The sequence below is a fragment of the Aeromicrobium sp. CnD17-E genome (assembly GCF_024124745.1).
In the GTDB taxonomy this organism is placed as follows: domain Bacteria; phylum Actinomycetota; class Actinomycetes; order Propionibacteriales; family Nocardioidaceae; genus Aeromicrobium.
Genome location: NZ_JAMXRU010000047.1, coordinates 1 through 23317, shown reverse-complemented (window position 1 = coordinate 23317; position 23317 = coordinate 1). Strand labels below are relative to the sequence as shown.

29 protein-coding genes and 1 pseudogene are annotated in these 23317 nt (G+C 73.5%); 12 read left to right on the top strand and 18 right to left on the bottom strand.

Annotated features, from left to right (window positions below):
• On the bottom strand, nucleotides 1-349 hold a 349-nt coding region (locus tag NH339_RS10530), incomplete at its 3' end, for a hypothetical protein (protein WP_253025093.1).
• Between the two features lie 14 nt (nucleotides 350-363).
• Complete coding sequence (locus tag NH339_RS10525; protein ID WP_067854109.1) at nucleotides 364-660, bottom strand: DUF3263 domain-containing protein; 297 nt, start codon at nucleotides 658-660, stop codon at nucleotides 364-366.
• 73 nt (nucleotides 661-733) lie between these two features.
• Between NH339_RS10525 and NH339_RS10520 the strand changes: the two genes are divergently transcribed.
• Together NH339_RS10520 and NH339_RS10515 are read left to right on the top strand one after the other, a co-directional pair.
• Nucleotides 734-1762 (top strand): Gfo/Idh/MocA family protein, encoded by a 1029-nt coding sequence (locus NH339_RS10520; protein ID WP_253025091.1) that lies wholly within the window; start codon nucleotides 734-736, stop codon nucleotides 1760-1762.
• A gap of 74 nt (nucleotides 1763-1836) precedes the next feature.
• Nucleotides 1837-3294 (top strand): trehalose-6-phosphate synthase, encoded by a 1458-nt coding sequence (locus NH339_RS10515; RefSeq protein WP_253025089.1) that lies wholly within the window; start codon nucleotides 1837-1839, stop codon nucleotides 3292-3294.
• Nucleotides 3295-3319: 25 nt separating this feature from the next.
• On the opposite strand, the gene NH339_RS10510 is transcribed toward NH339_RS10515, so the two are convergent.
• Nucleotides 3320-4027: a GAP family protein gene (locus tag NH339_RS10510; protein ID WP_253025087.1), complete on the bottom strand. Its 708-nt coding sequence runs from the start codon at nucleotides 4025-4027 to the stop codon at nucleotides 3320-3322.
• A 77-nt stretch (nucleotides 4028-4104) separates the two neighbouring features.
• Nucleotides 4105-5328, bottom strand: coding sequence for an MFS transporter (locus NH339_RS10505; RefSeq protein ID WP_253025085.1), 1224 nt, complete (start codon nucleotides 5326-5328; stop codon nucleotides 4105-4107).
• Nucleotides 5329-5427: 99 nt separating this feature from the next.
• Here NH339_RS10505 and NH339_RS10500 point away from each other — a divergent pair, with 99 nt between their 5' ends.
• Both NH339_RS10500 and NH339_RS10495 read left to right on the top strand, forming a co-directional pair.
• Nucleotides 5428-6123, top strand: coding sequence for a uracil-DNA glycosylase (locus NH339_RS10500; protein WP_253025083.1), 696 nt, complete (start codon nucleotides 5428-5430; stop codon nucleotides 6121-6123).
• Nucleotides 6124-6133: 10 nt separating this feature from the next.
• Entirely contained in the window at nucleotides 6134-7285 is a 1152-nt protein-coding gene (locus tag NH339_RS10495; protein ID WP_253025081.1) for an AI-2E family transporter, read from the top strand.
• 10 nt (nucleotides 7286-7295) lie between these two features.
• Here the strand turns inward: NH339_RS10495 and NH339_RS10490 are convergent, their stop codons facing one another.
• The gene (locus NH339_RS10490; protein WP_067854091.1) at nucleotides 7296-7589 is read right to left on the bottom strand and encodes a WhiB family transcriptional regulator; all 294 of its coding nucleotides are present in this window, start codon (nucleotides 7587-7589) and stop codon (nucleotides 7296-7298) included.
• A gap of 119 nt (nucleotides 7590-7708) precedes the next feature.
• Between NH339_RS10490 and NH339_RS10485 the strand changes: the two genes are divergently transcribed.
• From NH339_RS10485 to NH339_RS10475, 3 genes are read left to right on the top strand one after another with little or no spacing between them, the layout of a single operon-like run.
• Entirely contained in the window at nucleotides 7709-8605 is an 897-nt protein-coding gene (locus NH339_RS10485; RefSeq protein WP_253025079.1) for a MerR family transcriptional regulator, read from the top strand.
• 54 nt (nucleotides 8606-8659) lie between these two features.
• On the top strand, nucleotides 8660-9526 hold the full coding sequence (gene folP / locus NH339_RS10480) for a dihydropteroate synthase (protein ID WP_253025077.1): 867 nt from the start codon (nucleotides 8660-8662) through the stop codon (nucleotides 9524-9526).
• On the top strand, nucleotides 9513-10418 hold the full coding sequence (locus NH339_RS10475; protein ID WP_253025075.1) for a glucosyl-3-phosphoglycerate synthase: 906 nt from the start codon (nucleotides 9513-9515) through the stop codon (nucleotides 10416-10418). Before folP ends, NH339_RS10475 begins: the two co-directional genes overlap by 14 nt.
• On the opposite strand, the gene rpsN is transcribed toward NH339_RS10475, so the two are convergent.
• Genes rpsN through rpmB form a run of 3 tightly spaced genes read right to left on the bottom strand, consistent with a single transcriptional unit; the run spans nucleotide 10419 to nucleotide 11130 of the window.
• The gene (gene rpsN / locus NH339_RS10470; RefSeq protein WP_253025073.1) at nucleotides 10419-10724 is read right to left on the bottom strand and encodes a 30S ribosomal protein S14; all 306 of its coding nucleotides are present in this window, start codon (nucleotides 10722-10724) and stop codon (nucleotides 10419-10421) included.
• Complete coding sequence (gene rpmG / locus NH339_RS10465) at nucleotides 10724-10894, bottom strand: 50S ribosomal protein L33 (protein ID WP_253025071.1); 171 nt, start codon at nucleotides 10892-10894, stop codon at nucleotides 10724-10726. The genes rpsN and rpmG overlap by 1 nt, the downstream gene beginning before the upstream one ends.
• The gene (gene rpmB, locus NH339_RS10460; RefSeq protein ID WP_067854070.1) at nucleotides 10894-11130 is read right to left on the bottom strand and encodes a 50S ribosomal protein L28; all 237 of its coding nucleotides are present in this window, start codon (nucleotides 11128-11130) and stop codon (nucleotides 10894-10896) included. Before rpmB ends, rpmG begins: the two co-directional genes overlap by 1 nt.
• Before the next feature lie 55 nt (nucleotides 11131-11185).
• Here rpmB and NH339_RS10455 point away from each other — a divergent pair, with 55 nt between their 5' ends.
• From NH339_RS10455 to ykgO, 4 genes are read left to right on the top strand one after another with little or no spacing between them, the layout of a single operon-like run.
• Nucleotides 11186-11449: a type B 50S ribosomal protein L31 gene (locus tag NH339_RS10455; protein ID WP_253025069.1), complete on the top strand. Its 264-nt coding sequence runs from the start codon at nucleotides 11186-11188 to the stop codon at nucleotides 11447-11449.
• Complete coding sequence (locus tag NH339_RS10450; RefSeq protein WP_253025067.1) at nucleotides 11446-12579, top strand: GTP-binding protein; 1134 nt, start codon at nucleotides 11446-11448, stop codon at nucleotides 12577-12579. The genes NH339_RS10455 and NH339_RS10450 overlap by 4 nt, the downstream gene beginning before the upstream one ends.
• 9 nt (nucleotides 12580-12588) lie before the next feature.
• Entirely contained in the window at nucleotides 12589-12753 is a 165-nt protein-coding gene (gene rpmF, locus NH339_RS10445; RefSeq protein WP_067854059.1) for a 50S ribosomal protein L32, read from the top strand.
• A gap of 48 nt (nucleotides 12754-12801) precedes the next feature.
• Nucleotides 12802-12924 (top strand): type B 50S ribosomal protein L36, encoded by a 123-nt coding sequence (gene ykgO, locus NH339_RS10440; protein WP_023645249.1) that lies wholly within the window; start codon nucleotides 12802-12804, stop codon nucleotides 12922-12924.
• Between the two features lie 116 nt (nucleotides 12925-13040).
• Here ykgO and NH339_RS10435 read toward each other — a convergent pair whose 3' ends face one another.
• Entirely contained in the window at nucleotides 13041-13826 is a 786-nt protein-coding gene (locus tag NH339_RS10435) for a TSUP family transporter (RefSeq protein WP_253025066.1), read from the bottom strand.
• A gap of 105 nt (nucleotides 13827-13931) precedes the next feature.
• On the opposite strand from NH339_RS10435, the gene NH339_RS10430 reads away from it, so the two are divergent.
• Entirely contained in the window at nucleotides 13932-15668 is a 1737-nt protein-coding gene (locus tag NH339_RS10430) for an ATP-dependent endonuclease (protein WP_253025063.1), read from the top strand.
• A gap of 81 nt (nucleotides 15669-15749) precedes the next feature.
• On the opposite strand, the gene NH339_RS10425 is transcribed toward NH339_RS10430, so the two are convergent.
• The 9 genes and pseudogenes from NH339_RS10425 to NH339_RS10385 form a co-directional block, all read right to left on the bottom strand.
• Nucleotides 15750-16376: a class I SAM-dependent methyltransferase gene (locus tag NH339_RS10425; RefSeq protein WP_253025061.1), complete on the bottom strand. Its 627-nt coding sequence runs from the start codon at nucleotides 16374-16376 to the stop codon at nucleotides 15750-15752.
• The gene (locus NH339_RS10420; RefSeq protein WP_253025059.1) at nucleotides 16373-17458 is read right to left on the bottom strand and encodes a prenyltransferase; all 1086 of its coding nucleotides are present in this window, start codon (nucleotides 17456-17458) and stop codon (nucleotides 16373-16375) included. The genes NH339_RS10425 and NH339_RS10420 overlap by 4 nt, the downstream gene beginning before the upstream one ends.
• 1 nt (nucleotide 17459) lies before the next feature.
• Nucleotides 17460-18176, bottom strand: coding sequence for a class I SAM-dependent methyltransferase (locus NH339_RS10415; RefSeq protein ID WP_067854050.1), 717 nt, complete (start codon nucleotides 18174-18176; stop codon nucleotides 17460-17462).
• A gap of 1 nt (nucleotide 18177) precedes the next feature.
• On the bottom strand, nucleotides 18178-19434 hold the full coding sequence (locus tag NH339_RS10410) for a glycosyltransferase family 4 protein (protein ID WP_253025057.1): 1257 nt from the start codon (nucleotides 19432-19434) through the stop codon (nucleotides 18178-18180).
• Between the two features lie 76 nt (nucleotides 19435-19510).
• A complete protein-coding gene (locus tag NH339_RS10405) occupies nucleotides 19511-20053 on the bottom strand; it encodes a hypothetical protein (RefSeq protein ID WP_253025055.1) in 543 nt (180 codons plus the stop codon).
• Nucleotides 20050-20832, bottom strand: coding sequence for a hypothetical protein (locus NH339_RS10400; protein WP_253025053.1), 783 nt, complete (start codon nucleotides 20830-20832; stop codon nucleotides 20050-20052). Before NH339_RS10400 ends, NH339_RS10405 begins: the two co-directional genes overlap by 4 nt.
• A complete protein-coding gene (locus tag NH339_RS10395; protein WP_253025051.1) occupies nucleotides 20829-21878 on the bottom strand; it encodes an HTTM domain-containing protein in 1050 nt (349 codons plus the stop codon). Before NH339_RS10395 ends, NH339_RS10400 begins: the two co-directional genes overlap by 4 nt.
• Nucleotides 21875-22618, bottom strand: coding sequence for a DUF5819 family protein (locus NH339_RS10390; RefSeq protein ID WP_253025049.1), 744 nt, complete (start codon nucleotides 22616-22618; stop codon nucleotides 21875-21877). The genes NH339_RS10395 and NH339_RS10390 overlap by 4 nt, the downstream gene beginning before the upstream one ends.
• A gap of 103 nt (nucleotides 22619-22721) precedes the next feature.
• Nucleotides 22722-23317 (bottom strand): annotated as a pseudogene (locus NH339_RS10385) (hypothetical protein); the annotation flags it as partial.

Below are 23317 nucleotides of genomic sequence, written 5' to 3'. Positions count from 1 at the left end.
GTCCGGGCGTCCGGGTGGCGTTGAGCACCGAGACCGGCACGGCAGCACGGTCGACCGGCGGCGTGGTCCGGGTGGGGGTCGGGGTGGGCGACGGGCTGGGGCTCGGCGTCCTGGTCGGCGTCGGGCTCGGCGTGGGACGGGGCGACGCGCTCGTCGAGGCCGAGGCGGTGGGGCTGGGCGTGCTCGACGGGCTCGACGTGGGCGCGGCGACTGCGGCAGTGTCGTCGCCGTCGACGACGATCCAGCCCAGCCACCCGGCACCGAGCAGGACGAGGACGGCGGACGCGACGAGCGCCCAGGACGGCAGGACGAACGCCCGGCGCGTCACCGTGCGTCGGTGGTCGGACACCAGCCGCCCGCGTCTCAGAGGTCGATGCCGAGGCGTCGCGCCGACCGGCTGCGCTGGCGCTGGGCCCGCAGCCGCCGCAGGCGCTTGACCAGCAGCGGGTCGAAGGCGAGGGCGTCGTCGCGGTCGATCAGCGCGTTGAGCAGCTGGTAGTAGCGCGTGGCGGACATGTCGAACTTCTCGCGGATGGCCTGCTCCTTGGCCCCCGCGAACTGCCACCACAGACGCTCCATCGCGAGCATCTCCAGATCGCGCTCGGTCAGGGTGTCGCCGGGGCGTGCCGTCTCGTGGGTCGGCTGCTCCGCTGCACTCATGGCCCGATCGTAACCCAGGAATCACACGCCTGTCATTCGCTTCGGCGACGGGATCGTCTGGTATGCGTGGGACATGTCGTCGACCCCCGCCGCACCCGTCCCTGCCGACCGCCCGTTGCGCTGGGGCGTGCTCGCGACCGGCAAGATCGCCGGCAGCTTCGCGCGCGACCTGGCGCTGCTGGACGACCACGAGGTCGTGGCCGCGGGGTCGCGTGACGTGGAGCGGGCGCGCGCCTTCGTGGCCGAGCACGGCACCGCCGACGCCCGCGGGTACGGCAGCTACGAGGAGCTCGCCGCCGACCCCGAGGTCGACGTCGTCTACGTGGCGAGCCCGCACGGACGCCATCTGGAGGACGCGACGCTCTGCCTCGACGCAGGCAAGGCGGTGCTGTGCGAGAAGGCACTGACCCTCGACGCCACGACCGGCCGACGGCTGGTCGAGCACGCACGTGAGCGGGGCCTGTTCCTCGCGGAGGCGATGTGGATGCGCACCAATCCCGTGATCCGGGAGGTGCAGCGCCTCGTCGGCGAGGGCGCACTGGGAGAGCTGGGCGAGGTGCGGGCCGAGCTCGGCTTCGTGGCGGACCCCGACGTGGCCCGGCTGTGGGAGCCCGAGCTCGGCGCGAGCGCGCTGCTGGACATCGGCATCTACCCGCTCACGTTCGCGCACCTGCTGCTCGGCCAGCCGCACACCGTCGCCGCCGCGGGGGCGCTGCACGAGCGCGGCTTCGACGTGGCCGGCGGGGCCACGCTCGTGCACGAGGGGTGCGGCGAGCGCGGGGTCGAGCCCGTCTCGAGCCTGGCCTGGACGCAGCTGGCGCAGTCCGACAACACGGCCTCCGTGGCCGGGACCGAGGGACGCATCGAGATCGGGCGGCGCTTCCACCACCCCACGTCGTTCACCCTCGTGCGCGGCGACGACGCCGAGACGATCGACGTCCCCGTGATCGGGCGGGGCTACGCCCACGAGGCCGTCGAGGTCGCCGCATGCCTGCGGACGGGACGCACCGAGTCCGACCTGCTGCCGCTGGACGCCACCGTGCAGCTGCAGGAGCTGATGGACACGATCCTCGAGCAGGTCGGCGTCCGGACGCCCGCCTGACCCGACCCCGACGCGGGTGACGTCGACGCGCGTCGTCGAGGGGCGACGTCGGCGCGACCCCCTAGGGTGGGGGCATGGCGGCAACGGCTGATTTCGTGGTGATCGCCAACCGGCTTCCCGTCGACCGTGTGGTCCAGCCCGACGGCAGCACGACCTGGCGCACCTCCCCCGGCGGTCTCGTGACCGCGCTCGAGCCCGTCATGCGACGCAACGGCGGTGCGTGGATCGGCTGGCACGGCGCCCCCGACGAGAAGCTGCGCACGTTCGAGCACGACGGCATCACCCTCGTGCCGGTGCACCTGACCGGCCAGGAGTACGAGGAGTACTACGAGGGCTTCTCCAACGGGACCCTCTGGCCGCTGTACCACGACGTCGTCGCCCCGCCGGAGTTCCACCGCGAGTGGTGGGAGTCCTACGTCGAGGTGAACCGCCGCTTCGCCAAGAAGGCGGCGCGGATCGCGCGACGCAACGCCGTCGTCTGGGTGCAGGACTACCAGCTGCAGCTCGTCCCCCAGATGCTGCGCGAGCTGCGCCCCGACCTGCGGATCGGCTTCTTCCTGCACATCCCGTTCCCGCCCAACGAGCTCTTCCAGCAGCTGCCGTGGCGCCGCTCCATCCTCGAGGGGCTGCTCGGCGCCGACCTCGTCGGCTTCCAGCTCCCGGGCGCGGCGCAGAACTTCGTCCGCCTGGTGCGTCAGCGCGTCGGGCACAAGACGCACCGCGACACCGTCTACCTCGAGGACGGACGGACCGTCACGGCCCGCGCCTACCCGATCTCGATCGACGCGGCCGGCTTCGAGGAGATGGCGCGCCGGCCCGAGGTGGTCGCCCGGGCCGCCGAGATCCGCGAGAGCCTCGGCAACCCCCGGTGCGTGCTGCTCGGCATCGACCGCCTCGACTACACCAAGGGCCTGCGGCAGCGGCTCCGCGCGTTCGGCGAGCTGGTCACCGAGGGTGCGGTCGACGTCGAGGACGCCGTCTTCGTGCAGGTGGCCACGCCGTCGCGCGAGCGGGTCGAGCAGTACCGGCTGCTGCGCGACGACATCGACCGTCTCGTCGGTCGCATCAACGGCGACGTCGGGCGGATCGGCGCGCAGCCCATCACCTACCTGCACGCCTCCTACCCGCGGGAGGAGATGGCGGCGCTGTACCGCGCGGCCGACGTCATGGTCGTGACGCCGCTGCGCGACGGGATGAACCTCGTCGCCAAGGAGTACGTGGCGTGCCGCTACGACGACGACGGCGCCCTGGTGCTGAGCGAGTTCGCCGGGGCGGCGGCCGAGCTGCGCCAGGCGTACCGGGTGAACCCCTACGACATCAACGGCCTCAAGGAAGCGCTGCTCGAGGCGATCCGCGCCCCCGAGAAGGAGCGCACCCGCCGCATGAAGGCGATGCGCAAGCAGGTGGTCGAGAACGACATCGAGCTGTGGGCCACGCGCTTCCTCGACGACCTGCGCACCGTGCGCCACACGCACGACAAGACGCCGCGACCCGCGCGCGACAACCCCGAGACGACCACGCGCCGCCGCTGACGAGGAGGGCGACGTCGCGGACGGCTCAGGTCGTCAGTCGCGACAGCGCGTCGGCACCGACCAGGAAGCCCACCAGGCCGACGATCCAGCTCACCGCGACGCCACTGCGGGCCGTCATCCAGGCGTCGGCGCGCTCCAGCCAGGGCTCCACCCGACGCGCCGCCACCAGGCGCAGCGCGAGCAGCACCAGGGCCGGCAGGACCATGACGACGACGTACCCGAGCAGCACGAGGAGCTGCCAGGCTCGGTCGAGGCCGGACCGCGACAGCAGGCCCATCGCGGCGAGGTAGGGCAGCATCGTCGCCAGCTCGAGGACGGTCGCCACGAGCGCGACCAGCACCGTCGTGCGCGCCGGCACCCCCTCGCCCTGCAGCGCCGCACGCCACCGCACGGCGCGCGGGCTCGGACCACCGCGCTCCTTGGCACGCCGCTCCAGGGGCCAGCTCCACCAGAACAGCGCCGCGCCGACCAGCAGCTGCACCACGGCCAGCGGGCGGTTGCGGGCGAGGGTGTCGCCGGCGCCGGACACCGCGTCGAGGACGGCGTCGACGCCGAGCAGGAGCACCACACCGACGGCCGCGTAGAACACGGCGACCGTGGTGAGGAACAGCAGCACCCGAGCCGGTCGCACCCGCGGGGCGACCAGCATCCAGAGCGGGAGCAGCAACGTGCCGGCGCTCGTGCTGTCGACGAGGGCGAGCAGCACCAGCCCACCGAGCACGGCCCAGGTCACGACGCCTCCCTCCCCTCGACGTCACGACCGTGCCACATCCGGTGCCGGACGTGGCAACCGGGCGCGGCCCGGACCTCTCAGGCCGTACGGACGTCCGGACGCGTCCCGCCACGACCGCGCCGAGCCCGGAACAGGACCGAGACGACGAGGGCGAGCGCGGTCGCGGAGACGGTGACCGCGAAGGCCGGGGTGTGGCCGCCGAGGTCGGCGAGCCGGCCGGCGAGCGTCGAGCCCAGCGCGTAGCCGATCCCGGTGGCGCCGGCGAGCAGCGTCATGGCCGTGCCCACGCGCTCGGGCACGACGACCTCGCCGGCCATGGCGAAGTTGCTGATCATGTACGGCGCCACCGCGAAGCCGAGCAGGGCGATGACGGCGACGAGCTGGCCGATCGTCTGCACGAGCAGCAGCGGCGCCGAGAGGACGAGCAGGGCGGCCGCCGACGCGACCATGCGCGTCGGGTACCCGATCCGCTCCGGCAGCGCCGCGATCGCGAGACCCGCGATCGCGCTGCCCACGCCCAGGGTCGCGTGGATCAGGCCGGCCTGCCCCGGCTCGCCCTGCGCCGTGGCCAGCACCGTCGAGCCCGTCTGGGTGGCGCCGAAGACCATGCCGATGCAGAGCTGCGCGAGGGCGAGGACACCGAGCACCGCGGTCAGCACCGGCGCCGTCGACCGCGTCGCGCCGACCTCGGGCCGCGTCAGCGCCGCAGTGGGGTGCAGCGCGAACCAGGAGCCGAAGGCCACCAGCACCCCACCCGCCACGAGCAGCGCGTCGCCCGGCGCCACGACGACGGCGAGGAGGCCGACCGTGGCCGGCCCGAGCACGAACGAGACCTCGTCGGCGGCGCCCTCGTAGGAGAAGGCCGCGTCGACGAGGCGACGCTGGTCGGGCGCGTCCTTCGTGATCGGCTGCCAGCGGACCCGGGCGAGGGGCCCGATCTGCGGCGTCGCGAGCCCGGCCAGCGCGGCGACGGCGACGATGGCGGCCGGCGACGCGCCCGCCTGCGTGGTCCACACGATCGCGGCGAGTCCCGCGCCTCCCGCCCACGACTGTGCGAGGACGACCGGTCGTTGCCCGACCCGGTCGGCGAGCGAGCCGAAGAACGGGGCGCCGACGGCGTTCGCGACGGCCAGCGCCCCTGCCGCGGCGCCGCCGAGCGCGTACCGCCCCGTCGAGGCACTGACGAGCAGCAGCGTGCCCATCTGGCTCATGGCAAGCGGAACTCGCCCGAGGAAGGCTACGGCGACGTAGGCGGGCCCGACGATCCGCAGCAGCGTGCGGTACGCGGTGATGGCTGACACTGCGCCGAGCAGTCTAGACGTCGCCGCGACGTCGGACGTCGGCGGTCGCCGACACGGTGGGGAGGGCGACGACGTCCCGCGTCTGGTGGAATGCGGGACATGCCGCAACCTCTCCGCGACGTCGTCGGGCCCGGGTGGGCCGACGCCCTCGCCCCGGTCGAGGACGAGATCCACCGCCTCGGCGACGTGCTGCGCCGCGAGACGGCCGAGGGCCGCCCGTGGCTCCCGGCCGGCGACGCGATCCTGCGCGCCTTCCGCGAGCCGTTCGCCGACGTGAAGGTGCTCGTCGTCGGGCAGGACCCCTATCCGACGCCCGGGCACCCGATGGGGCTCTCGTTCTCGGTGCAGCCCGACGTGCGCCCGGTCCCGCGCAGCCTGGCGAACCTCTTCACCGAGCTGGAGGCCGACCTCGGGGTGCCCCGCTCACCGCACGGCGACCTGAGCGCCTGGGCCGCGCAGGGCGTGCTGCTGCTCAACCGGGTGCTCACCGTCGGCGTCGGCGCCCCCGCCAGCCACCGCGGGATGGGGTGGGAGAAGGTCACCGAGCAGGCCATCCGCGCCCTCGTCGCCCGCGACGCACCGCTGGTCGCCGTGCTCTGGGGGCGCCAGGCCCAGGACCTGCAGCCGCTGCTCGGCGACGTGCCGGTGGTGGCGAGCCCGCACCCCAGCCCGTTGTCGGCGTCGCGTGGCTTCTTCGGCTCGCGGCCGTTCAGCCGGGTCGACGAGCACCTCGCGACGCTCGGCACCGCGCCGGTCGACTGGCGGCTCCCGCCCGTCGGAGAACCGTCCGCCTAGGCTGAGCGGCATGAGCACCCCCCGCGTCCGCGACCGCGCCGTCGTCATCGACGAAGCCTTCGCCACCATGCAGCGCTGGGGACTGCGCCTCGTCGTGGTGGCGGCAGCCCTCTTCGTGCTCGGCTGGGTGGTCGGCAGCCTCTGGATGGTCTTCTTCCCGCTGTCGATCGCGCTGCTGGTCGCGACCGTGCTCTCCCCGCCCGTCAGCTGGCTGCGTCGTCACAAGGTGCCGAGCACCCTCGCCGCGCTGATCGTGATGCTGACGTTCCTCGGCGTCGTCGTGGCGACCATCGCGATCCTCACGCCACAGGTGGCCGGTCAGGCGCCCGCCATCGCCAAGCAGGCGTCCGGCGGTCTGCAGGAGGTGCGCAACTGGCTCACCGACGGACCGCTCTCGTTGTCCGACGGGCAGATCACCCGCGCGATCTCCGCGGTCCAGGACCGCCTCCAGGACAGCGCCGCCGCCATCAGCTCGGGCATCTTCTCCACGCTCAGCGCGGCGACGAACGCGGTGCTGAACCTCGTGCTCATCCTCATGCTCACGTTCTTCTTCATCAAGGACGGGCACCGGTTCCTGCCGTGGCTGGCGACGCTGGGCGGCCAGCGCGCCGGCCTGCACCTGAGCGAGCTGCTCGGTCGCGTCTGGGGCACGATCGGCGGCTTCATCCGCACCCAGAGCCTCGTCGCGTTCATCGACGCGGTCCTCATCGGCATCGGTCTGGCGATCCTCGGTGTCCCCCTGGCGATCCCGCTGGCCGTCATCACGTTCTTCGGCGGGTTCATCCCGATCATCGGTGCCTTCGCCAGCGGCATCCTCGCCGTGCTCGTGACGCTCGTGACCAACGACTTCAAGGCGGCGGTCATCGCGGCCCTGATCGTCATCGGTGTCCAGCAGCTCGAGGGCAACGTGCTGTCACCGTGGCTCCAGGGGAAGACCATGAACCTGCACGCTGGCGTCGTTCTCATGTCGGTCACGGCGGGCGGCACGCTGTTCGGCGTGACCGGCGCGTTCCTCGCCGTACCGGTGGCGGCGGCGTCGGCCGAGCTGTTCCGCTACCTCAACGAGCAGATCGACCGGAACGTCGACCCACAGGCCCCCACCGAGGACAAGCACGCCGCGGACCTGCTGGCCGAGGGCCGGACGGCCCTCGACCCCGACTGAGCACCGTCGTTCAGGAGGCGATGTCGCGCTGCGACTGCGCCAGGATCTCGGTGCGCTCGTGCTCGGTCAGACCGCCCCAGACGCCGTAGGGCTCGCGGGCGGCCAGCGCGTGCTCGCGGCACTCGTTGATGACGGGGCAGGTCGCGCAGATCGCCTTCGCCGCGGACTCACGGTCGCGCCGACGCGAGCCGCGCTCGGCGTCGGGCGAGAAGAAGCGCGCGGACTCCAGGCCCTGGCACGCGCCCTGGTACTGCCACTCGTAGACCTCCTGCAGCGGGAGCGGGAGGTTCTTGAGGTTTGCCATCGTGCACTCCTTCGGGAAGCTGCCTCGGGGGACTCGTGCCGGTGAGGTCGTTGTTGTTCAGACCATAACGACAACTTGTTCAGGTTGGCAAGTGGGTGAACAAGTTCTATGATGGGTCCATGGCTTCCATCGATCCGACCACCGAGGCGCAGCAGGTGACCCTGCTGTCCGTGGGCGAGGTCGCGGAGAAGCTCGGCGTCCCCGCCTCCACGTTGCGCACGTGGGAGCGCCGCTACGAGCTCGGTCCGTCCGCCCGCAGCGCCGGCGGACACCGCCGCTACGACGCCGCCGACGTCGAGCGACTGCAGCGCATGCACCTGCTCGTCGAGAGCGGTCTCGGTCCCGCAGCCGCCGCCCGCGCCGCCATCAGCGGCGACCCGATGGAACGCACCGAGGGGGCCGACGCCTTCGCCGACGCCGTCATCGCCGCGACCCGCGCCTACGACGCCGAGGGCCTGCGGACGTTGTTCGTGCGCAAGCTCGAGGACCTCGGCACGATCCGCGCCTGGACCGACCACATCGCGCCGTCGATGCGTCGCGTGGGCGAAGAGTGGTACCGCGGCAGCGTGGGGGTCGACGGCGAGCACCTCGTGAGCGACGCGCTGCACACCGCGCTCCGCGCGCGGCTCGCGTCACGCCGCACCAAGGGCCAGGACCACCGGCCCGTCCTGCTCGCCTGCGCGGAGGACGAGCACCACGTCCTCCCCCTGCTCGCGCTGCAGTGCGCGCTCGCCGACCAGGAGATCGGGTGCCACATGCTGGGGCAGCGCACCCCGTTCAGCGCGATCGCCGGCATGACGATCCGGCTCGAGCCGGCCGCCGTCTTCCTCTGGGCGTCGATCGTCCACTTCGACGGCAACGCCCTGGCCTCCGTCCTCGACGCCGCGGCGGACCGCACCGACGTGCTGCTCGGCGGCCCCGGCTGGAGCGTCGAGGGCGGAACGCACGTCGCCGACCTGCAGGCTGCCGTCGACGCCGTGCAGCAGGCCATCGTGCGCCACCCCGTCGGGGCGTGAGCCGCGAGCCCTGGTCGAGCAGCGTCGCGTGGGTCCGTCTGGGAGCATGACGTCGTGGCCGACCTGACCTTCCGCGGACGCCGCGTCGTCCGCGACCGGGCCCTCGTGATGGCGATCATCAACCGCACGCCGGACTCCTTCTACGACCGTGGGGCCACGTTCGACCCGACCACCGCCCTCGACGCCGTCCGTCGTGCCGTGGCCGACGGGGCCGAGGTCGTCGACATCGGTGGCGTCAAGGCCGGCCCGGGCGACGCCGTGGACTCCGCCGAGGAGGTGCGACGGACCGTGCCCTTCATCGAGGCGGTCCGCGAGGCCGAGCCCGACGTCGTCGTCAGCATCGACACCTGGCGCGCCGACGTCGCGCAGGCGGCCGCCGCCGCCGGGGCCGACCTGCTCAACGACACGTGGGCCGGTCACGATCCCGACGTCGTGCACGTGGCGGCCGAGCACGGTCTCGGGTACGTGTGCTCGCACACCGGCGGCGCACTCCCCCGCACCCGGCCGCACCGGGTGCGCTACGACGACGTGCTGGCCGACGTCGTCGCGACCACGACGCGTGCCGCCGAGGCCGCGGTCGCTGCAGGGGTCCCCCGCGAGGGCGTCCTCGTCGACCCCACCCACGACTTCGGCAAGAACACGTTCCACAGCCTCGAGCTCGCCCGGCGCGCGGACACGCTGGTGGCCACCGGCTGGCCCGTGCTGATGGCGCTGTCGCGGAAGGACTTCATCGGCGAGACGTTGGGCCTGCCGCCCGAGGACCGTCTCGAGGGCACGCTGGCCACCACCGCGCTGACGGCAGCGGCCGGTTGCGCGATGTTCCGCACCCACGACGTCGTCGCCACCCGGCGCGTCCTGGAGATGACGGCGACCCTCCGCGGTGAGCGTCCACCCGCTCGGGCGGTGCGTGGACTTGTCTGAGGCACGACGCTGGTTCGAGACCCGCACCTTCGACGCGTCGAGCCCGCTCGGCGACCTCGTGGACGCCAAGGCGGGACGCCGGGTCACGGTGATCCTCCCCGCGCGCGACGAGGCCGCGACGATCGGCGCGATCGTGCAACGCGTGCGCACCGCCCTGTGCGACCTCGTCCCTCTCGTCGACGAGGTACTGGTCGTCGACTCCCGCTCGGGCGACGCGACCGCGCAGGTCGCGCGCGACGCGGGCGCGAGCGTCATCACGGTCGCCGACCCCGACCCCGCGTTCGACGGCGGCAAGGGCGCGGCCATGCGCACCGGCATCGCGCGGATGCAGGGCGACGTCGGCGTGTTCCTCGACGCCGACGTGACCGGCTTCGACCCGGCATTCGTGGCGCGCCTCGTCGGCCCCCTGCTCCGCGAGCCGTCGCTGGTGCTGGTCAAGGCCTTCTACGACCGGCCCACCCACGACGGCGGCGGCGGACGGGTGACCGAGCTCGCCGCACGCCCGGAGATCGTCCGCCGGGCGCCCGAGCTCGGCGGCTTCGTCCAGCCGCTCGCCGGGGAGTGCGCGTTCGTGCGCGACGCGTTCGTCGACCTGCCCGTCGTGAGCGGCTACGGCGTCGACGTCGGCATGCTGCTGCACGCCGTGCGCAAGCACGGTCTCGACGCCACGGCGCAGGCCGACCTCGGCCGTCGCGAGCACCAGCACCAGGGGCTCACCGCGCTCGGGCGGATGGCCCTGCAGGTGCGGGCGGCCTTCGACCTGGTGCTCGAGGGTCGCGACGTCGTGGTCGACGAGCGCTGGGTGCCGACGCGCCGGGCCGACGGCACGCCCGACCTCGTGGCCGAGCGGGTGGAGACGCGCCTGCTCCCCCCGCCCGGCGCCGACGGCTGACTACCAGCTCGACTTCGTGATGCCGGGGAGCTCGCCGCGGTGCGCACCCTCGCGGAAGCGGATCCGCGAGAGCCCCGCGACCCGCAGGTGCCCCCGGGGCCGTCCGTCGACCTGGTCGCGGTTGCGCACGCGCGACGGCGAGGAGTCACGCGGCAGGCGGGCGAGCGCGCGCGAGGCCTCCATCCGCTCCGCCATGGACAGGGTGGTGTCGCGCGACGCCGCGCGCAGCGCGTCGCGCCGGTCGCGGTAGCGCTCCACGGTCTCCTTGCGTCGCTCGTTGGCGACGATCTTGCTGCGCTTGGCCATCAGCGCTCCTCCTTGAACTCGACGTGCTTGCGGATCTTCGGGTCGTACTTGCGCAGGACCAGCCGGTCGGGGTCGTTGCGGCGGTTCTTGCGCGTGACGTAGGTCGTGCCCGTGCCGGCGGTCGAGCGCAGCTTCACGATCGGGCGCAGCTCGTTGCCCTTCTTGGCCATCAGAGCCGCTCCCCACGGGCGAGGATGTCGGCGACCACGGCGTCGATGCCGCGGACGTCGACCGTCTTGATGCCGCGCGCGCTGAGCGTGAGCGTGACGTGGCGGCCGAGGCTCGGCACCCAGTACCGCTTCTTCTGGACGTTGACGTCGAAGCGTCGCTTGGTGCGACGGTGCGAGTGCGAGACATGGTGGCCGAAGCCGGGGGTGGCCCCGGTGACCTGGCAGGTGCGCGACACGGCGACCTCCTGTGTAGAATGACAATCGTTCGCAACAGACTACCGGAGATCTTTCGTGAAGAAGAACCAGCACCCCCGCTACGAGGAGGTCGCCTTCCGCGACCGCTCCGGCGACCTCCTGCTCGTCACGCGCTCCACGCTCCCCGAGCGGCTCGCCGCCGACCACGAGACCGTCGAGGTCGACGGCCGCACGCTGCCCGTGGTCGACGTCGACGTGTCGAGCGCCAGCCACCCGTTCTGGACGGGCAAGGGTCGCGTCGTCGACACCGAGGGCCGCGTCGAGCGCTTCCGCCGCCGCTACGGGCAGGCTGGCCGATGAGCCCGGCCCCCCGTCGCAGCCGCCGTCGGATCCTCGAGCGCAGCGTCCCCGCCGTGCTGGTGACCGGCATCGGCGACGCGGCCATGGAGGCGGTCACCGTCGGCCTGCAGTTCGACCTGCCCTCCGCCGTCGTCGTGCGCCACACCCTCGACGTGGAGAACCAGCAGCTCACCCGCGTCGTCAGCGACCTCACGGGTGTCGTCGAGCGGCACGTGCACGAGCTCGAGCACGCCTGCGTGGCCTGCGCGCTGCGCGAGGACGTCGTGCCGACGCTCGAGCGGCTCGCCGCCAGCGGTCGCTGGGGCACCGTCGTCGCGCACCTGCCCGTGGCCGCCGAGGCGCTGCAGGCCTGCCGGGTCATCGAGTCCTACGCCGACGTCGCGCCGCACGTGCACGTCGCCGCCGTGGTCGCGGCCCTCGACGGCGAGACGGTGCTGGGCGACCTGCTCGGCGACGACCTGCTGCACGAGCGGTCGCTGCACACCAGCGACGACGACACGCGCGGGGTGGCCGAGACCGCCGCCGCCATCGTCGAGTACGCCGACGCCGTCGTGCTGGCCGGCGCGTCGTCGCCCGAGGCCCGCGACCTGCTCCGTGCGCTCGCCCGGCCCCAGGTGCCCGTCGTCGACGACCCGTCGGCCCTCGACGCGGGCCCGCTGGTCGACGGGGCCCACCTGCACGCCGTGACGGAGGCGTGGGTCGACGTCGTGCGCCGCGGCGAGCTGCCGCGGTACGCGTCCGAGCACGTGTGGACGCTCGACCTGCGCTCGGACCGCCCCTTCCACCCCGACCGCCTGCTCGAGAGCATCGAGCGCATCGGCGGCGGCCCCCGACGTTCGCGTGGGTCGTTCTGGCTGCCCAGCCGGCCCGCCGACGTGTGCGTGTGGGACGGTGCCGGCGGCCAGCTGAGCATCGGCACGGCGTCGCCGTGGGGCGCGAGCGCCCCGCTCACCCGCATCGTCGTGCACGGACTCGTGTCCGGGCCGCTCGCGAGCACGCCCGACGACGTGCAGGCCGCCTTCGAGCACTGCCTGCTCACCGACACCGAGATGGCCGAGCGCGGCCCCTACTGGGAGGTCGTCGAGGACGGCCTCGAACCCTGGCTCGGCGACGTCCGCCGCGCCGCCTGAGGAGGAACCATGGCAGTCCCGAAGCGCAAGACCTCACGCAGCAACACCCGCCACCGCCGCTCGCAGTGGAAGGCCACCCGGCCCGACCTCGTGCCGGTCACGGTCGACGGACGCACCGTCCACGTGCCGCGACGGCTCGTCAAGGCCGTGCACCGCGGCCTCGTCGACGTCTGAGCACGTCGCCGCCGACACCCACCCACCCACTTGATCCCAGGAGGAACCATGAAGGTCCGCAACTCGCTGCGCTCGCTGAAGAACCAGCCCGGCTCGCAGGTGGTGCGCCGCCGCGGCCGCACCTACGTCATCAACAAGCAGAACCCGCGGCTCAAGGCTCGCCAGGGCTGATCCGCCGTACCCACCCCGGGAGACCCTCACTCCCCTGAGGTCGGCTCCCGGGGTGGGCGGGGGACCCCCGCGGTGGGCTGCTGGCTCCCCTCAGGTGAGGGGGACCGGCTGCCGGGTCAGCCGACGAGCTGGTGCCAGGTGTCCCAGCCGATGCGCAGCGTGAAGGCGCACACGACCACCACGAACACCGCCCGCACGAAGCTGCTGCCGCGCGCCACCGCCAGCCGGGCGCCCAGGTAGCCGCCGGCCACGTTGCACACCGCCAGCACCGCGGCCACCTGCCACATCACGACACCCTGCGGCACGAACACGACGAGGGCGGCCAGGTTGGTCGCGAAGTTCGCCAGCTTCGCCTTCCCGCTGGCCTCGAGGAACCCGTAGCCCAGCACCCCCACCAGCGCGAACACGAAGAACGAGCCCGTCCCCGGCCCGAGCGCCCCGTCGTAGAAGCCGACCGCGGCACCGATGCACAGCGCTGCCGCGTAGTGGCGACGCCCCTCGAAGCGCAGCGCGGCCACCTGGCCGAGCTCGGGTCGCAGCACGGTGAACAGGCCGACGGCGACGAGCACCACCAGGATCACCGGGTTGAACGCCGCCCTCGGGATCCACGACGCCACGACCGCGCCGAGCAGCGACCCGACGAACGCCGCCACGGCCAGCGGGGCGGCCGTGCGCAGGTCGAGCCGCACGCGACGCAGGTAGGTCAGGCTCGACGTCGTGGTGCCGGCGATCGACCCGACCTTGTTCGTCGCGAGCAGCTGCACCGGCGCCGCCTGGGGGAACGCCACGAGCAGCGCGGGCAGCTGCACCAGCCCGCCACCGCCGACCACCGCGTCGACCCACCCCGCGACGAAGGCCGCCGCCCCGAGGAACAGCAGCACGCCTGCGGTCACGTCATCCACCGCGCCAGGCTACGGAGATCGCGTCGACCTCGCGCACACCCCACCCTCACGGCCTCCGGACCAGTAGCCTGTGTCCCGCCGGCACCACCCAGGGAGGTTCGAGGCATGCGACTGGTCGCTGCACGGGTCCGCAAGGTCATGTCGGTGCAGGACTCGGGCCGACTGGCGCTCGACGAGGGCCTCACCACGCTCGTCGGCAAGAACGAGTCGGGCAAGACCGCCATGCTGCAGGCCCTCTACCGCGCCAACCCGCTGCCGAGCGGCCACCCGACGGCGTTCGCGGCGCGCCGCGACTACCCGCGCCGCGACCTCGGGCCCGACCGCGACCGGATCGACGACGTCCGGCCCGTGACGCTCGAGGTCGAGCTCGACTACGCGGACCGCCAGCGTCTGGAGCGCAGCGGCGAGCGGCTGCCGACGACACCGCTGTTCGCGAGCCGGCGCTACGGCGACGACGCGCTGCACTGGGCGGTCGACGAGGACGGCACGCCCCTCGACGCCCCGCCGGGCACACTCGCTGACCTCACGGCCATGCTGCCGGGCTTCCAGTACTTCGACGACCACAACGTGCTGCCGGGCAGCGTCTCGATCCGTCGCCTGCAGGAGCTCGACGCGGCAGACCTGTACCCGTCGGAGCGCACGGCACTGGCCCTGCTGCGGCTCGCGGGCATCGCCGACGCGTCGTTCGGCGCCGACGAGCACGAGGCGCACGAGGCGGCGCTCGCGGCCGCCGCGGCTCGCCTGACCGACCAGCTGCTCGCCTACTGGAGCCAGAACCGCGACCTGTCGGTCGAGCTCGACCTGGAGACGGTGGGCCTGGCGTCGCCGGAGCCCTGGCTGCACGTCAGGGTGCGCGACGAGCGTCGGGGCGTGAGCCTCAACGTCGCCGAGCGCTCGAGCGGCTTCCTCTGGTTCTTCTCCTTCCTCGCCGCCTTCTCGGAGTTCGCGGAGCAGGACCGCCGGGTCGTGCTCCTCGACGAGCCGGGCATGAACCTGCACGCGAACGCCCAGGGCGACCTGCTCCGCTACCTGAAGGAGCAGCTCGAGCCTCGCCACCAGGTCGTGTACTCGACGCACTCGCCCTACCTCGTCGACGCGGGCCGGCTCTCCCGGTGCCGCGTGCTGGAGAACGTGGGCGACCGCGGCACCACGGTCAGCTCGGAGCTGTGGAGCGCGGGCGCGGAGACGACGGTGCCGCTGCTCGCCGCGCTCGGTGCCGACCTCGCCCGCACGCTCGTCAGCAGTCCGCACCAGCTGCTGGTGTCGTCGCCGTCCGACGTCACCTACCTCGCGGTCATGGGTGACCTGCTGCGGTCCGAGGGCGGCCGCGCCCTCGACCCGCGCTGGACGGTGACGCCGATGGGCGGCGCGTCGGGCCTGCCGACGACGCTCGCCCTGCTCGGCACCACCGCGACGTCGGCGACGGTGCTGATGGACGGTCCGGCCGGGTCGCGGGGCGCCGTCGAGGAGCTCGTGAACCGCGGGGCGATCTCGGCCGACCACCTCGTGCCGCTCACCGACCTCACCGGCACGCTCGACGCCGACCTGGAGGACCTGTTCGACGCCGAGTGGTACCTGCGGCTCCTGGCGGAGTCCGGGGGGCCGGTGGTCTCGCACCGCAGGCTCGTCGGGAAGCGGTTCCTGCGCACCCCGCCACGTCGGCGCATCGTCCACCAGGCCGAGACGGTCCTGGGCCACCGCTTCGACCGCTTCCAGCCCGCCGCCCACCTCCTGCGCGAGCGGTCGCGGGTCCTCGAGACCGTCGACGCCGACACCAAGCAGCGCTTCCAGCAGCTCATCGACCGCCTCAACGCCCTCCTCGGCCCTCCCCTCCCCCGCTGAGTGTGACGTTTGCGGCCCAGATCGCGCCGATCTGGGCCGCAAACGTCACACTCAGCGGGGTGGGGTGGGGTGGGGACGGGGTCAGCGGCGGAGGACGCGGAGGGAGCCGGTGTGGGCGACCTCGGCGAAGCCGTCCTCGAGGGCGCGCCGGTAGATCCGGTACGGCGCCTGGCCGCCGTCGGCCGGGTCGGGGAAGACGTCGTGGATCACGAGCGCCCCACCGGGACGCACCCAGCGGGCCCACCCGTCGTAGTCGGCCTGCGCGTGCTCGTCGGTGTGGCCGCCGTCGACGAACACCAGGTCGAGCTCGCGACCCCACCACGACGCGACGTCGGGCGAGCGCGCGACGACGACGTCGACGACGTCCTCCAGCCCCGCGCGCGAGAGCGTCTCGCGCAGGAACGGCAACGTCTCCATGCGTCCGTCGGGCCCCACCAGCGACGTGTCGTGGTACTCCCACCCCGACTGCTGCTCCTCGGAGCCGCGGTGGTGGTCGATGGTCACCAGCCGCGCGCCCCGGAGCCGGGCGACGTGGCCGAGGTGGACGGCCGACTTGCCGCAGTAGCTGCCGATCTCGACGGCCACGCCCCCGGCCCGCAGGTGCTCGCCGGCCGCCGCGCGCAGGGCGTCGGCCTCGTCGTCGGGCAGGAAGCCGCGGACGTCGTCGGCGACCGCCCGCACGTCGGTCGGCAGGTCGAGCTCGGTCACGGTCGCTCCTCGTCGGTGGTCAGCGGCGGCAGGCCGTCGCCGCGGAACAGGCCGTTCGCGGGCGTGGTGCGGCTGACGGCGTCGACCGCGAGCAGCACGGTGCCGGCGGTCCAGGTGGTCTGCTCGACCGGCCAGTACGTCTGGTCCGGATAGACGTAGCCGGTCCAGTAGGTCGCGTCGTCGCGGCGCAGCACCTGGATCTCGCGCAGGATGCGGCGCGCGTCGTCGTCGCGGCCGACCGCGTCGAGCGCGAGCACCAGCTCGCAGGTCTCCCCACCGGTGACCCACGGACTGTCGTCGACGCAGCGGGCGCCGAACCCGGGCACGACGAAGTCGTCCCAGCGGGCGTCCAGGCGCGCCGCCGCGACGGCGTCGGGCAGGGCCCCGCCGAGCACCGGGTAGTACCAGTCCATCGAGAAGCGGGCCTTGTCGGCGAAGCGGTGCGGCTCGTGGTCGAGCGCGCGACGCAGCCGCACGGCGGCGTCGCGCCAGCCCGGCACGTCCTCGCCGACGACTGCGGCCAGCGCGACCCCGCAGCGCAGGCTCAGGTGGATGCTGGCGTTGCCGGTCACGAGCGCCTCGTCGGCGACGTCGCCCTCGGCCCCGCGCGACCAGCGCACCGGACCGGCCGGCTCCTGCAGCTCGAGCACGACGTCGAGCGCGGCGCGCACCGTCGGCCACATCCCCTCGACGAACGCGACGTCGCCGGTGAGGCGCCAGTGGTGCCAGACCGCGGTGGCGACGTAGGCGGTGAAGTTCGCGTCGGTGGCGGGCACCGTGACCACGCCGTCGACGTACTCGGTCGCGTACGACCCGTCGGGCCGCTGCGCGGCGCGGCTCCAGGCGTACGCCGCCTCGGCCTCGTCGCGACGTCCGGCGACGGCCAGGCCCATCGCGGCCTGCAGGTGGTCCCACGGGTCGAGGTGGTGGCCCTCGAACCAGGGGATCGACCCGTCGGGCCGCTGCACGGCGACGATGGTGTCGGCGGTCGCCTGCACCTGCTCGGCGTCGAGCACGCCCGGCAGGGCGAGCGCGGTCCCCGCGGGCGGGAGCGGCCCCCAGCGGGTGGTCGGGAGCGTCACGTCAGGCGAGCGGCTTGGTGTAGTACAGCGCGACGCTCTTGCCGAGCAGCGGGTTGAGCGCCTTCTCGGCCACGCGCGTCGTGCGGGGCGCCTTCATCATGTCCCACACCAGCAGCCGGTGGTAGGCGCGGACCGCGGGGTGCTGGTCGCGCTCGACGCCGACGGCGCACTTGATCCACCAGTACGGCGCGTGCAGGCCGTGGGCGTGGTGGGTGTGCGTGTGCACGAGGCCCTCCGCGCGCAGCTTCGCGTCGAGCTCGCTGGCCTTGTAGATGCGGATGTGGCCGCCCTCGTTGGCGTGGTACTCGTCGGAGAGCATCCAGCAGACCTTCTCGGGCCAGTGCCGGGGCACCGTGACGGCGAGCGTGCCGCCCGGCGCCAGGATCCGCACGAGCTCGCTGATCGCCTGGACGTCCTCGGGGACGTGCTCGAGGATCTCCGAGGCGAGCACGACGTCGAAGCTGCCGTCGGCGTAGGGCATGTCGAGGATGGTCCCGGCCTGCACGGTCCCGCGGCCCGACTCCGGCACCTGACCCTCCAGGCGCATCGCCTCGAACATCTCGTCGACGCCCTTCAGCTCGACCTCGTCGAGGTCGAAGGCGGTGACGTCGGCGCCGCGGCGCAGTGCCTCGTAGCTGTGGCGGCCGGCACCGGCACCCACGTCGATGAACCGGGTGCGGGCGCCCACGCGGAGGCGGTCGAAGTCGACGGTCAGCACGTCACTGCTCCTTGCCGGCGAACCTGCGGATCGCCTCGTCGTACACGTCAGCGGTGGCGCGCGCCACCGAGGTCCAGCTGTAGCGCGCGAGGGCGCGGGCCCGGCCGGCGGCGCCGAGGGCGGCGCGTCGGTCGGGGTCGTCGAGGAGGGCCGAGATGGCCACCGCGAGCTGCTCGGCGTCGCCGGGCTCCACGAGCACGGCGCACGGGTCGCCGTCCTCGCCGTCGCCGACGACCTCGGGGATCGCGCCCGCCCGGCTGGCCACGACGGCGGTGCCGCTGGCGAGCGCCTCGACGGTCGGCAGCGAGAAGCCCTCGTACAGCGACGGGACGCACATGACCTCGGCCGATCGCATCAGGTCGGCGATCTCCTCGGACTCCACGCCGCTGTGGGTGGTCACGCAGTCGCGCAGCCCGAGCGCGTCGATGCGTCGGTCGGTCGCGCCGCCGGGCTCCACCGACGACACGAGCTGCAGCTCCACGTCGGGGTGCTCGACCCGGACCTTCGCCAGCGCGTCGAGCAGGTGGGCGACGCCCTTGAGCGGCTTGTCGGCGCTCGCGACGGCGACGATGCGCCCGGGCACGCGATCGGCTGCCTCGGCGGGGGCGAAGAGATCGGTGTCGACGCCGAGCGGCACCACGCGGATGCGCTCGGGGTCGATGCCGAAGTCGGTGACGGTGTCGTCGGTGGCGACCGTGGACACGCCGACGACGAACGGCAGCCGTCGTGCCACGCGGGCCTGCATGCCGACGAAGGAGTACCAGCGGGCGACCGAGAGCTTGCGCCAGCCGCGCGCGGCGTCGAGCTCGACCTTGCGGTCGCGGCTGATGGGGTGGTGGATCGTGGCCACGAGCGGCAGCCGCCGACGCAGCGCGAGCAGCCCCCACCCGAGGCTCTGGTTGTCGTGCACGACGTCGAACTCGCCGACGCGCTCGCGCAGGTGCCGGTCGGCGCGCAGGGTGAAGGTGAGCGGCTCGCCGAACGCACCGGTGACGCTGAGGACCCACTCGACGACGTCGGGCACGCTGCGCAGCGTCCAGGGCGCGGGCGGCTTGAACGGGTCGGGCTCGTCGTAGATGCCGAGGCTGGGCAGCCGCGTGAGCCGGACCCGCGGGTCGAGGCCCACGGGGTACGGCTGCCCGGAGATCACCTCGACGTCGTGGCCCGCCTCGACGAGGCCGCGGCTCAGGTGCTCGACGTAGACGCCCTGGCCACCCACGTGCTGCTTGCTGCGGTACGACAACAGGGCGACGCGCACGTGACCACCTTCCGCCTCGGCCGCGTGGGAGGCGGCACTTGAGAGACCCACGGTATCCGAGACGCGGAACGGGGCGTCATGCGCGGCCGGACCCCGGGGTGGTCGGTGGGTCGAGCGGGGTGCCCGCCAGCTCCGCCGCGGTGATCCCGCAGCGTCGACGCAGGCGTGGGTCGAGGGTCGCGAACGAGCGCGCGAGGGTGTCGCGCATCTGCGCGAGCGCGAGCAGCACACCCTCGTTCGAGAGGTCGCCTCCCGCGCTCTCGAGGGCGCCGCGCGCGCTGCCCAGGTCGCGCGCGACGGCACGGTAGGCCGCCTCGCTCGTCCGGTCCGTCTCCAGGCCCGCCAGGTGCTCGTACGCACGCTGGAGCACCCCGAGGCGCTGGCCGAGGGTGCGGGCCACCTGCCGAGCGGGCGGCGGCTGGGCGTTCGCGTCGCGCAGGCTCTCCAGCGTCCCGCAGTAGTCCGTCAGCGCGATGCTCAAGGTCGCCCGTGCCGTGGGCCGCGGAGCGGGTCCACGGTCACCGCCGCACCCGGCCAGCAGGGACACGACGAGGAGGAGCGTGGCTCCGAGGAGCGTGACGACCCGGCCCGATGGCCGCGCGTCGTCGGCGCGGATCACGGCCGCACCACCTCGTCGGGTCGGGGTGTCGCCACCACGACCGGCTCGCGGAGGAGCCGCAGGTCGAAGTCGGCACGGACCCCCTCACCGCGCAGCCGCACGGACCGCAGGGCGGGGGTCCCTCGGCGCGTCACGACGAACGTCGTGCGGGCGCCGGAGTCGTCGTCGAGGTCCACCTCGAACCGGTCCTCGTCCGCACGGACCCGGGCGACGTCGGCGGGGCGCAGCGCGGCGGCGCGACCCAGGACCCGACCGGGGTCGAGCTGGTCGCGGAGTCGGTCCCCCGCTGACGGCTCCATCAGCACCCAGCCACGGGCGCCCGCACGCGCGGACGCCGGCGTGTACCCGCTCCGGAGCCAGAACGTGCGGTCCGCGTGCACCCACGTGGTGTTGTAGCGGCTGCGCACCTCCAACCGGGTCCGCGGTGCCCGGACCGTCGCCTCCCAGGCGCCGCTGCGCAGGTCACCCGTCGCCCGCACCGTCCCGCGCTCCCCCGCGGTGCTGCTGCTGCCGGTCATCCTCGTCGCACCGGCCGCCTGCGCGGCTCGCGACGCCGCGCGGAGCCGCTCGAGCGCCGCGCCCACGTGGGGGTCCGTCGTGGCGCTCGCCGACGATGTCGCCTCCGGTGACGGGGTCGCGGCGTCGGCGCTCGGTGCGGGGCGGGGCCCACGCGACTCGTCGCCGTCGTGTCCCGAGCAGCCCGCCAGGCACAGGCTGGCGAGGAGGACCACGGCGGCGGCGGCCAGGACGCGGCGCACCCTCGGCGCGCGACGGGTCATGCGGTCCTCCGCGCCCGACTCTGCACCGCGATGACGAGGTCGTCCCACCGGTCGACCGCGAAGGCCTGCACGCGCAGCAGCGTGCGCTCACTGACGAAGAGGGTGTCGAAGGCCAGCATCGACAGCGAGAACCAGGGCAGGCCCATCAGCAGGGCGATGCCGAGGTGCATGCCCGCGATGCCGACGAGCGCCACGCGGCGCGCAGGTGCCCACGGCAGCGTCAGCGGGAACAGGACCTGCAGGAGCACGACCGACCAGGTGGCGAGCGCGAGGAGCACCGGCTGCGCCACGAGGAGGTCGTTGAGGAACCCGAACGGACGGAACTCGGGCAGCGACAGCGGGTAGTACAGCGCGGTACCGAACTGCCACGGCCCGCCCCGGGCCTTGAACAGCCCCGCCGTCACGTAGACCATCACGATCTGCGCCATGAGCAGCCCGAGCGCCACGTTGCTGACGAACGTGCCGACGGCCCGTGCAGCGTCGCGGTCGAGCACGCGGGCGAGCCCCGCACGCGTCCACACGAGGTACTGGAGCGTGGAGTCCATCCCGCCCCACCGCAGCCGCGCGTCCCACGACCAGACGACCGAGCACCGGGTCCACAGCAGGTAGAACAGACCGATCCGGGCGATGTTGTCGCCCTGGTCGCCGAGCATGGGCGCGGACTCGACGAGCTGGATCGAGCCGAGCAGGAGCAGCACCCCCGCCGTCCGGGTGAAGCGCCCCAGCGTGAAGCAGACCGCGGCCGCCAGGACCGCGAGGTAGAACAGGTCGAACCAGCCGCCCGACAGGTGCTGCAGGCCCACGAGCCAGCCGTCGAACCCGTAGCCCTCCCGCAGCGGCGACATCCAGGACGACCCCGGCCCCCAGAGCAGCCGTCGGTCGCGCAGGTTCGACAGCAGCACCCCGACGTACATCGTGCCGAGCAGGATCCGGCACGCCGCGAGGCTGTGCAGGCCGTACGGGTGGGTGCACAGCCGGTCGACGACCTCGGCCACCCTCGACGTCTCGCGGCGCTGGTCGATACGTCGCTGTCCGACCGTCCTCATGGCCGCACACCGACCCGCGCCAGGTGGTCCTGCAGCACGCCACGGTCGGGCTGCGGCACGGGCACCACGTTGCGCCAGCCGTACCGGACCGGACGGAAGCTGACGGTCCGTCGCCCGTCCTTGGCCGTCCCGTACTCGACGACCTGACGGCGGACCGTGCGCAGCTCGACCTGGGTGGCCTTGCCGTCCCACAACGTCTGCGCCGCGACGGACGCGAGCTGCTCCAGCACCCCGTCGGTGCGCAGGTAGCGGCGGGCCGCCGCCGGCTCCCCGTCCGCGGCGAGCAGGGCCTTGCGCAGCGTGCGCGCGGTGTCGTGCTCCGTGACGACGTCGCGCTGGTCGTCGGACAGGCCGCCGTACGCGCCGTTGAGCGAGCCCGCGAGGGTCTGGGTGAGCAGGGCGGAGCGGCTGGGCGCCAGCGAGAAGCGGATCTGGTCGCGCTCGGGCACCGTGAGAGACACCCAGGGCGAGGTCCAGCCGTCGCCGTCGCGACCTCGCACCTCGAGGTCGATGGTGCCGCGCTTCGGGATCGGTGCGAAGACCGACCAGCTCTGCTCGAAGAACGGCTCGATGTAGGCGTCGAGCCAGCGTCCGGAGACCTGCTCGGAGACGAGGTTGTCCGGGAGGATCCACAACGCCACGACCATCGTGTGCGCCACGGCTGCGACGGCCACGGCCACCAGGACCCCTCGGACGCCACGCGGTAGCGGTCGGGCGGGCTGCTGCGGGTCGCTCGTCATCTGCACTCCTGGGTCGGAGGCGGGTCGGGGTCGGTGGCGTCCTCGCGGACGACGGCACCGACCCCGACCCGGCTCGGCGGGTGGTGGGAGCTGGTCCCGGCGACTAGGCCCGGGCTCCTCGCCCGCGGCGACCGGCCACGAGGGTGGCTCCACCGAGGGCGGTCAGCGCCAGCCCCCACAGCAGCAGGGGCACGGAGACCGGACCACCCGTGTTCGGGAGGTAGCCCCCGCGGGGGCCGCCGACGGCGCCGCTGCTGATGCCGGACGCCGAGGCGCTGAACCCGATCCCGCTGGCACCGCCGGCGATCTGGTCCTTGCCGGCCGACTGACCGGCCCCCGACGTGTCGGCGCCGGAGGTGCCGCCCGTGTCGTCGTCACCCGACGTGCTGGCGCCCGAGCTGTCAGCACCCGAGTTGTCCCGACCGGAGTTGTCGGTGCCCGAGTTGTCCCGACCGGAGTTGTCCGTGCCCGAGTTGTCCGTCCCGGAGTTGTCCGTCCCGGAGTTGTCCGTCCCGGAGTTGTCCGTCCCGGAGTTGTCCGTCCCGGAGTTGTCCGTGCCCGAGTTGTCCGTCCCCGAGTTGTCCGTCCCCGAGTTGTCCGTCCCCGAGTTGTCCGTCCCCGAGTTGTCCGTCCCCGAGTTGTCCGTCCCCGAGTTGTCCGTCCCCGAGTTGTCCGTCCCCGAGTTGTCCGTCCCCGAGT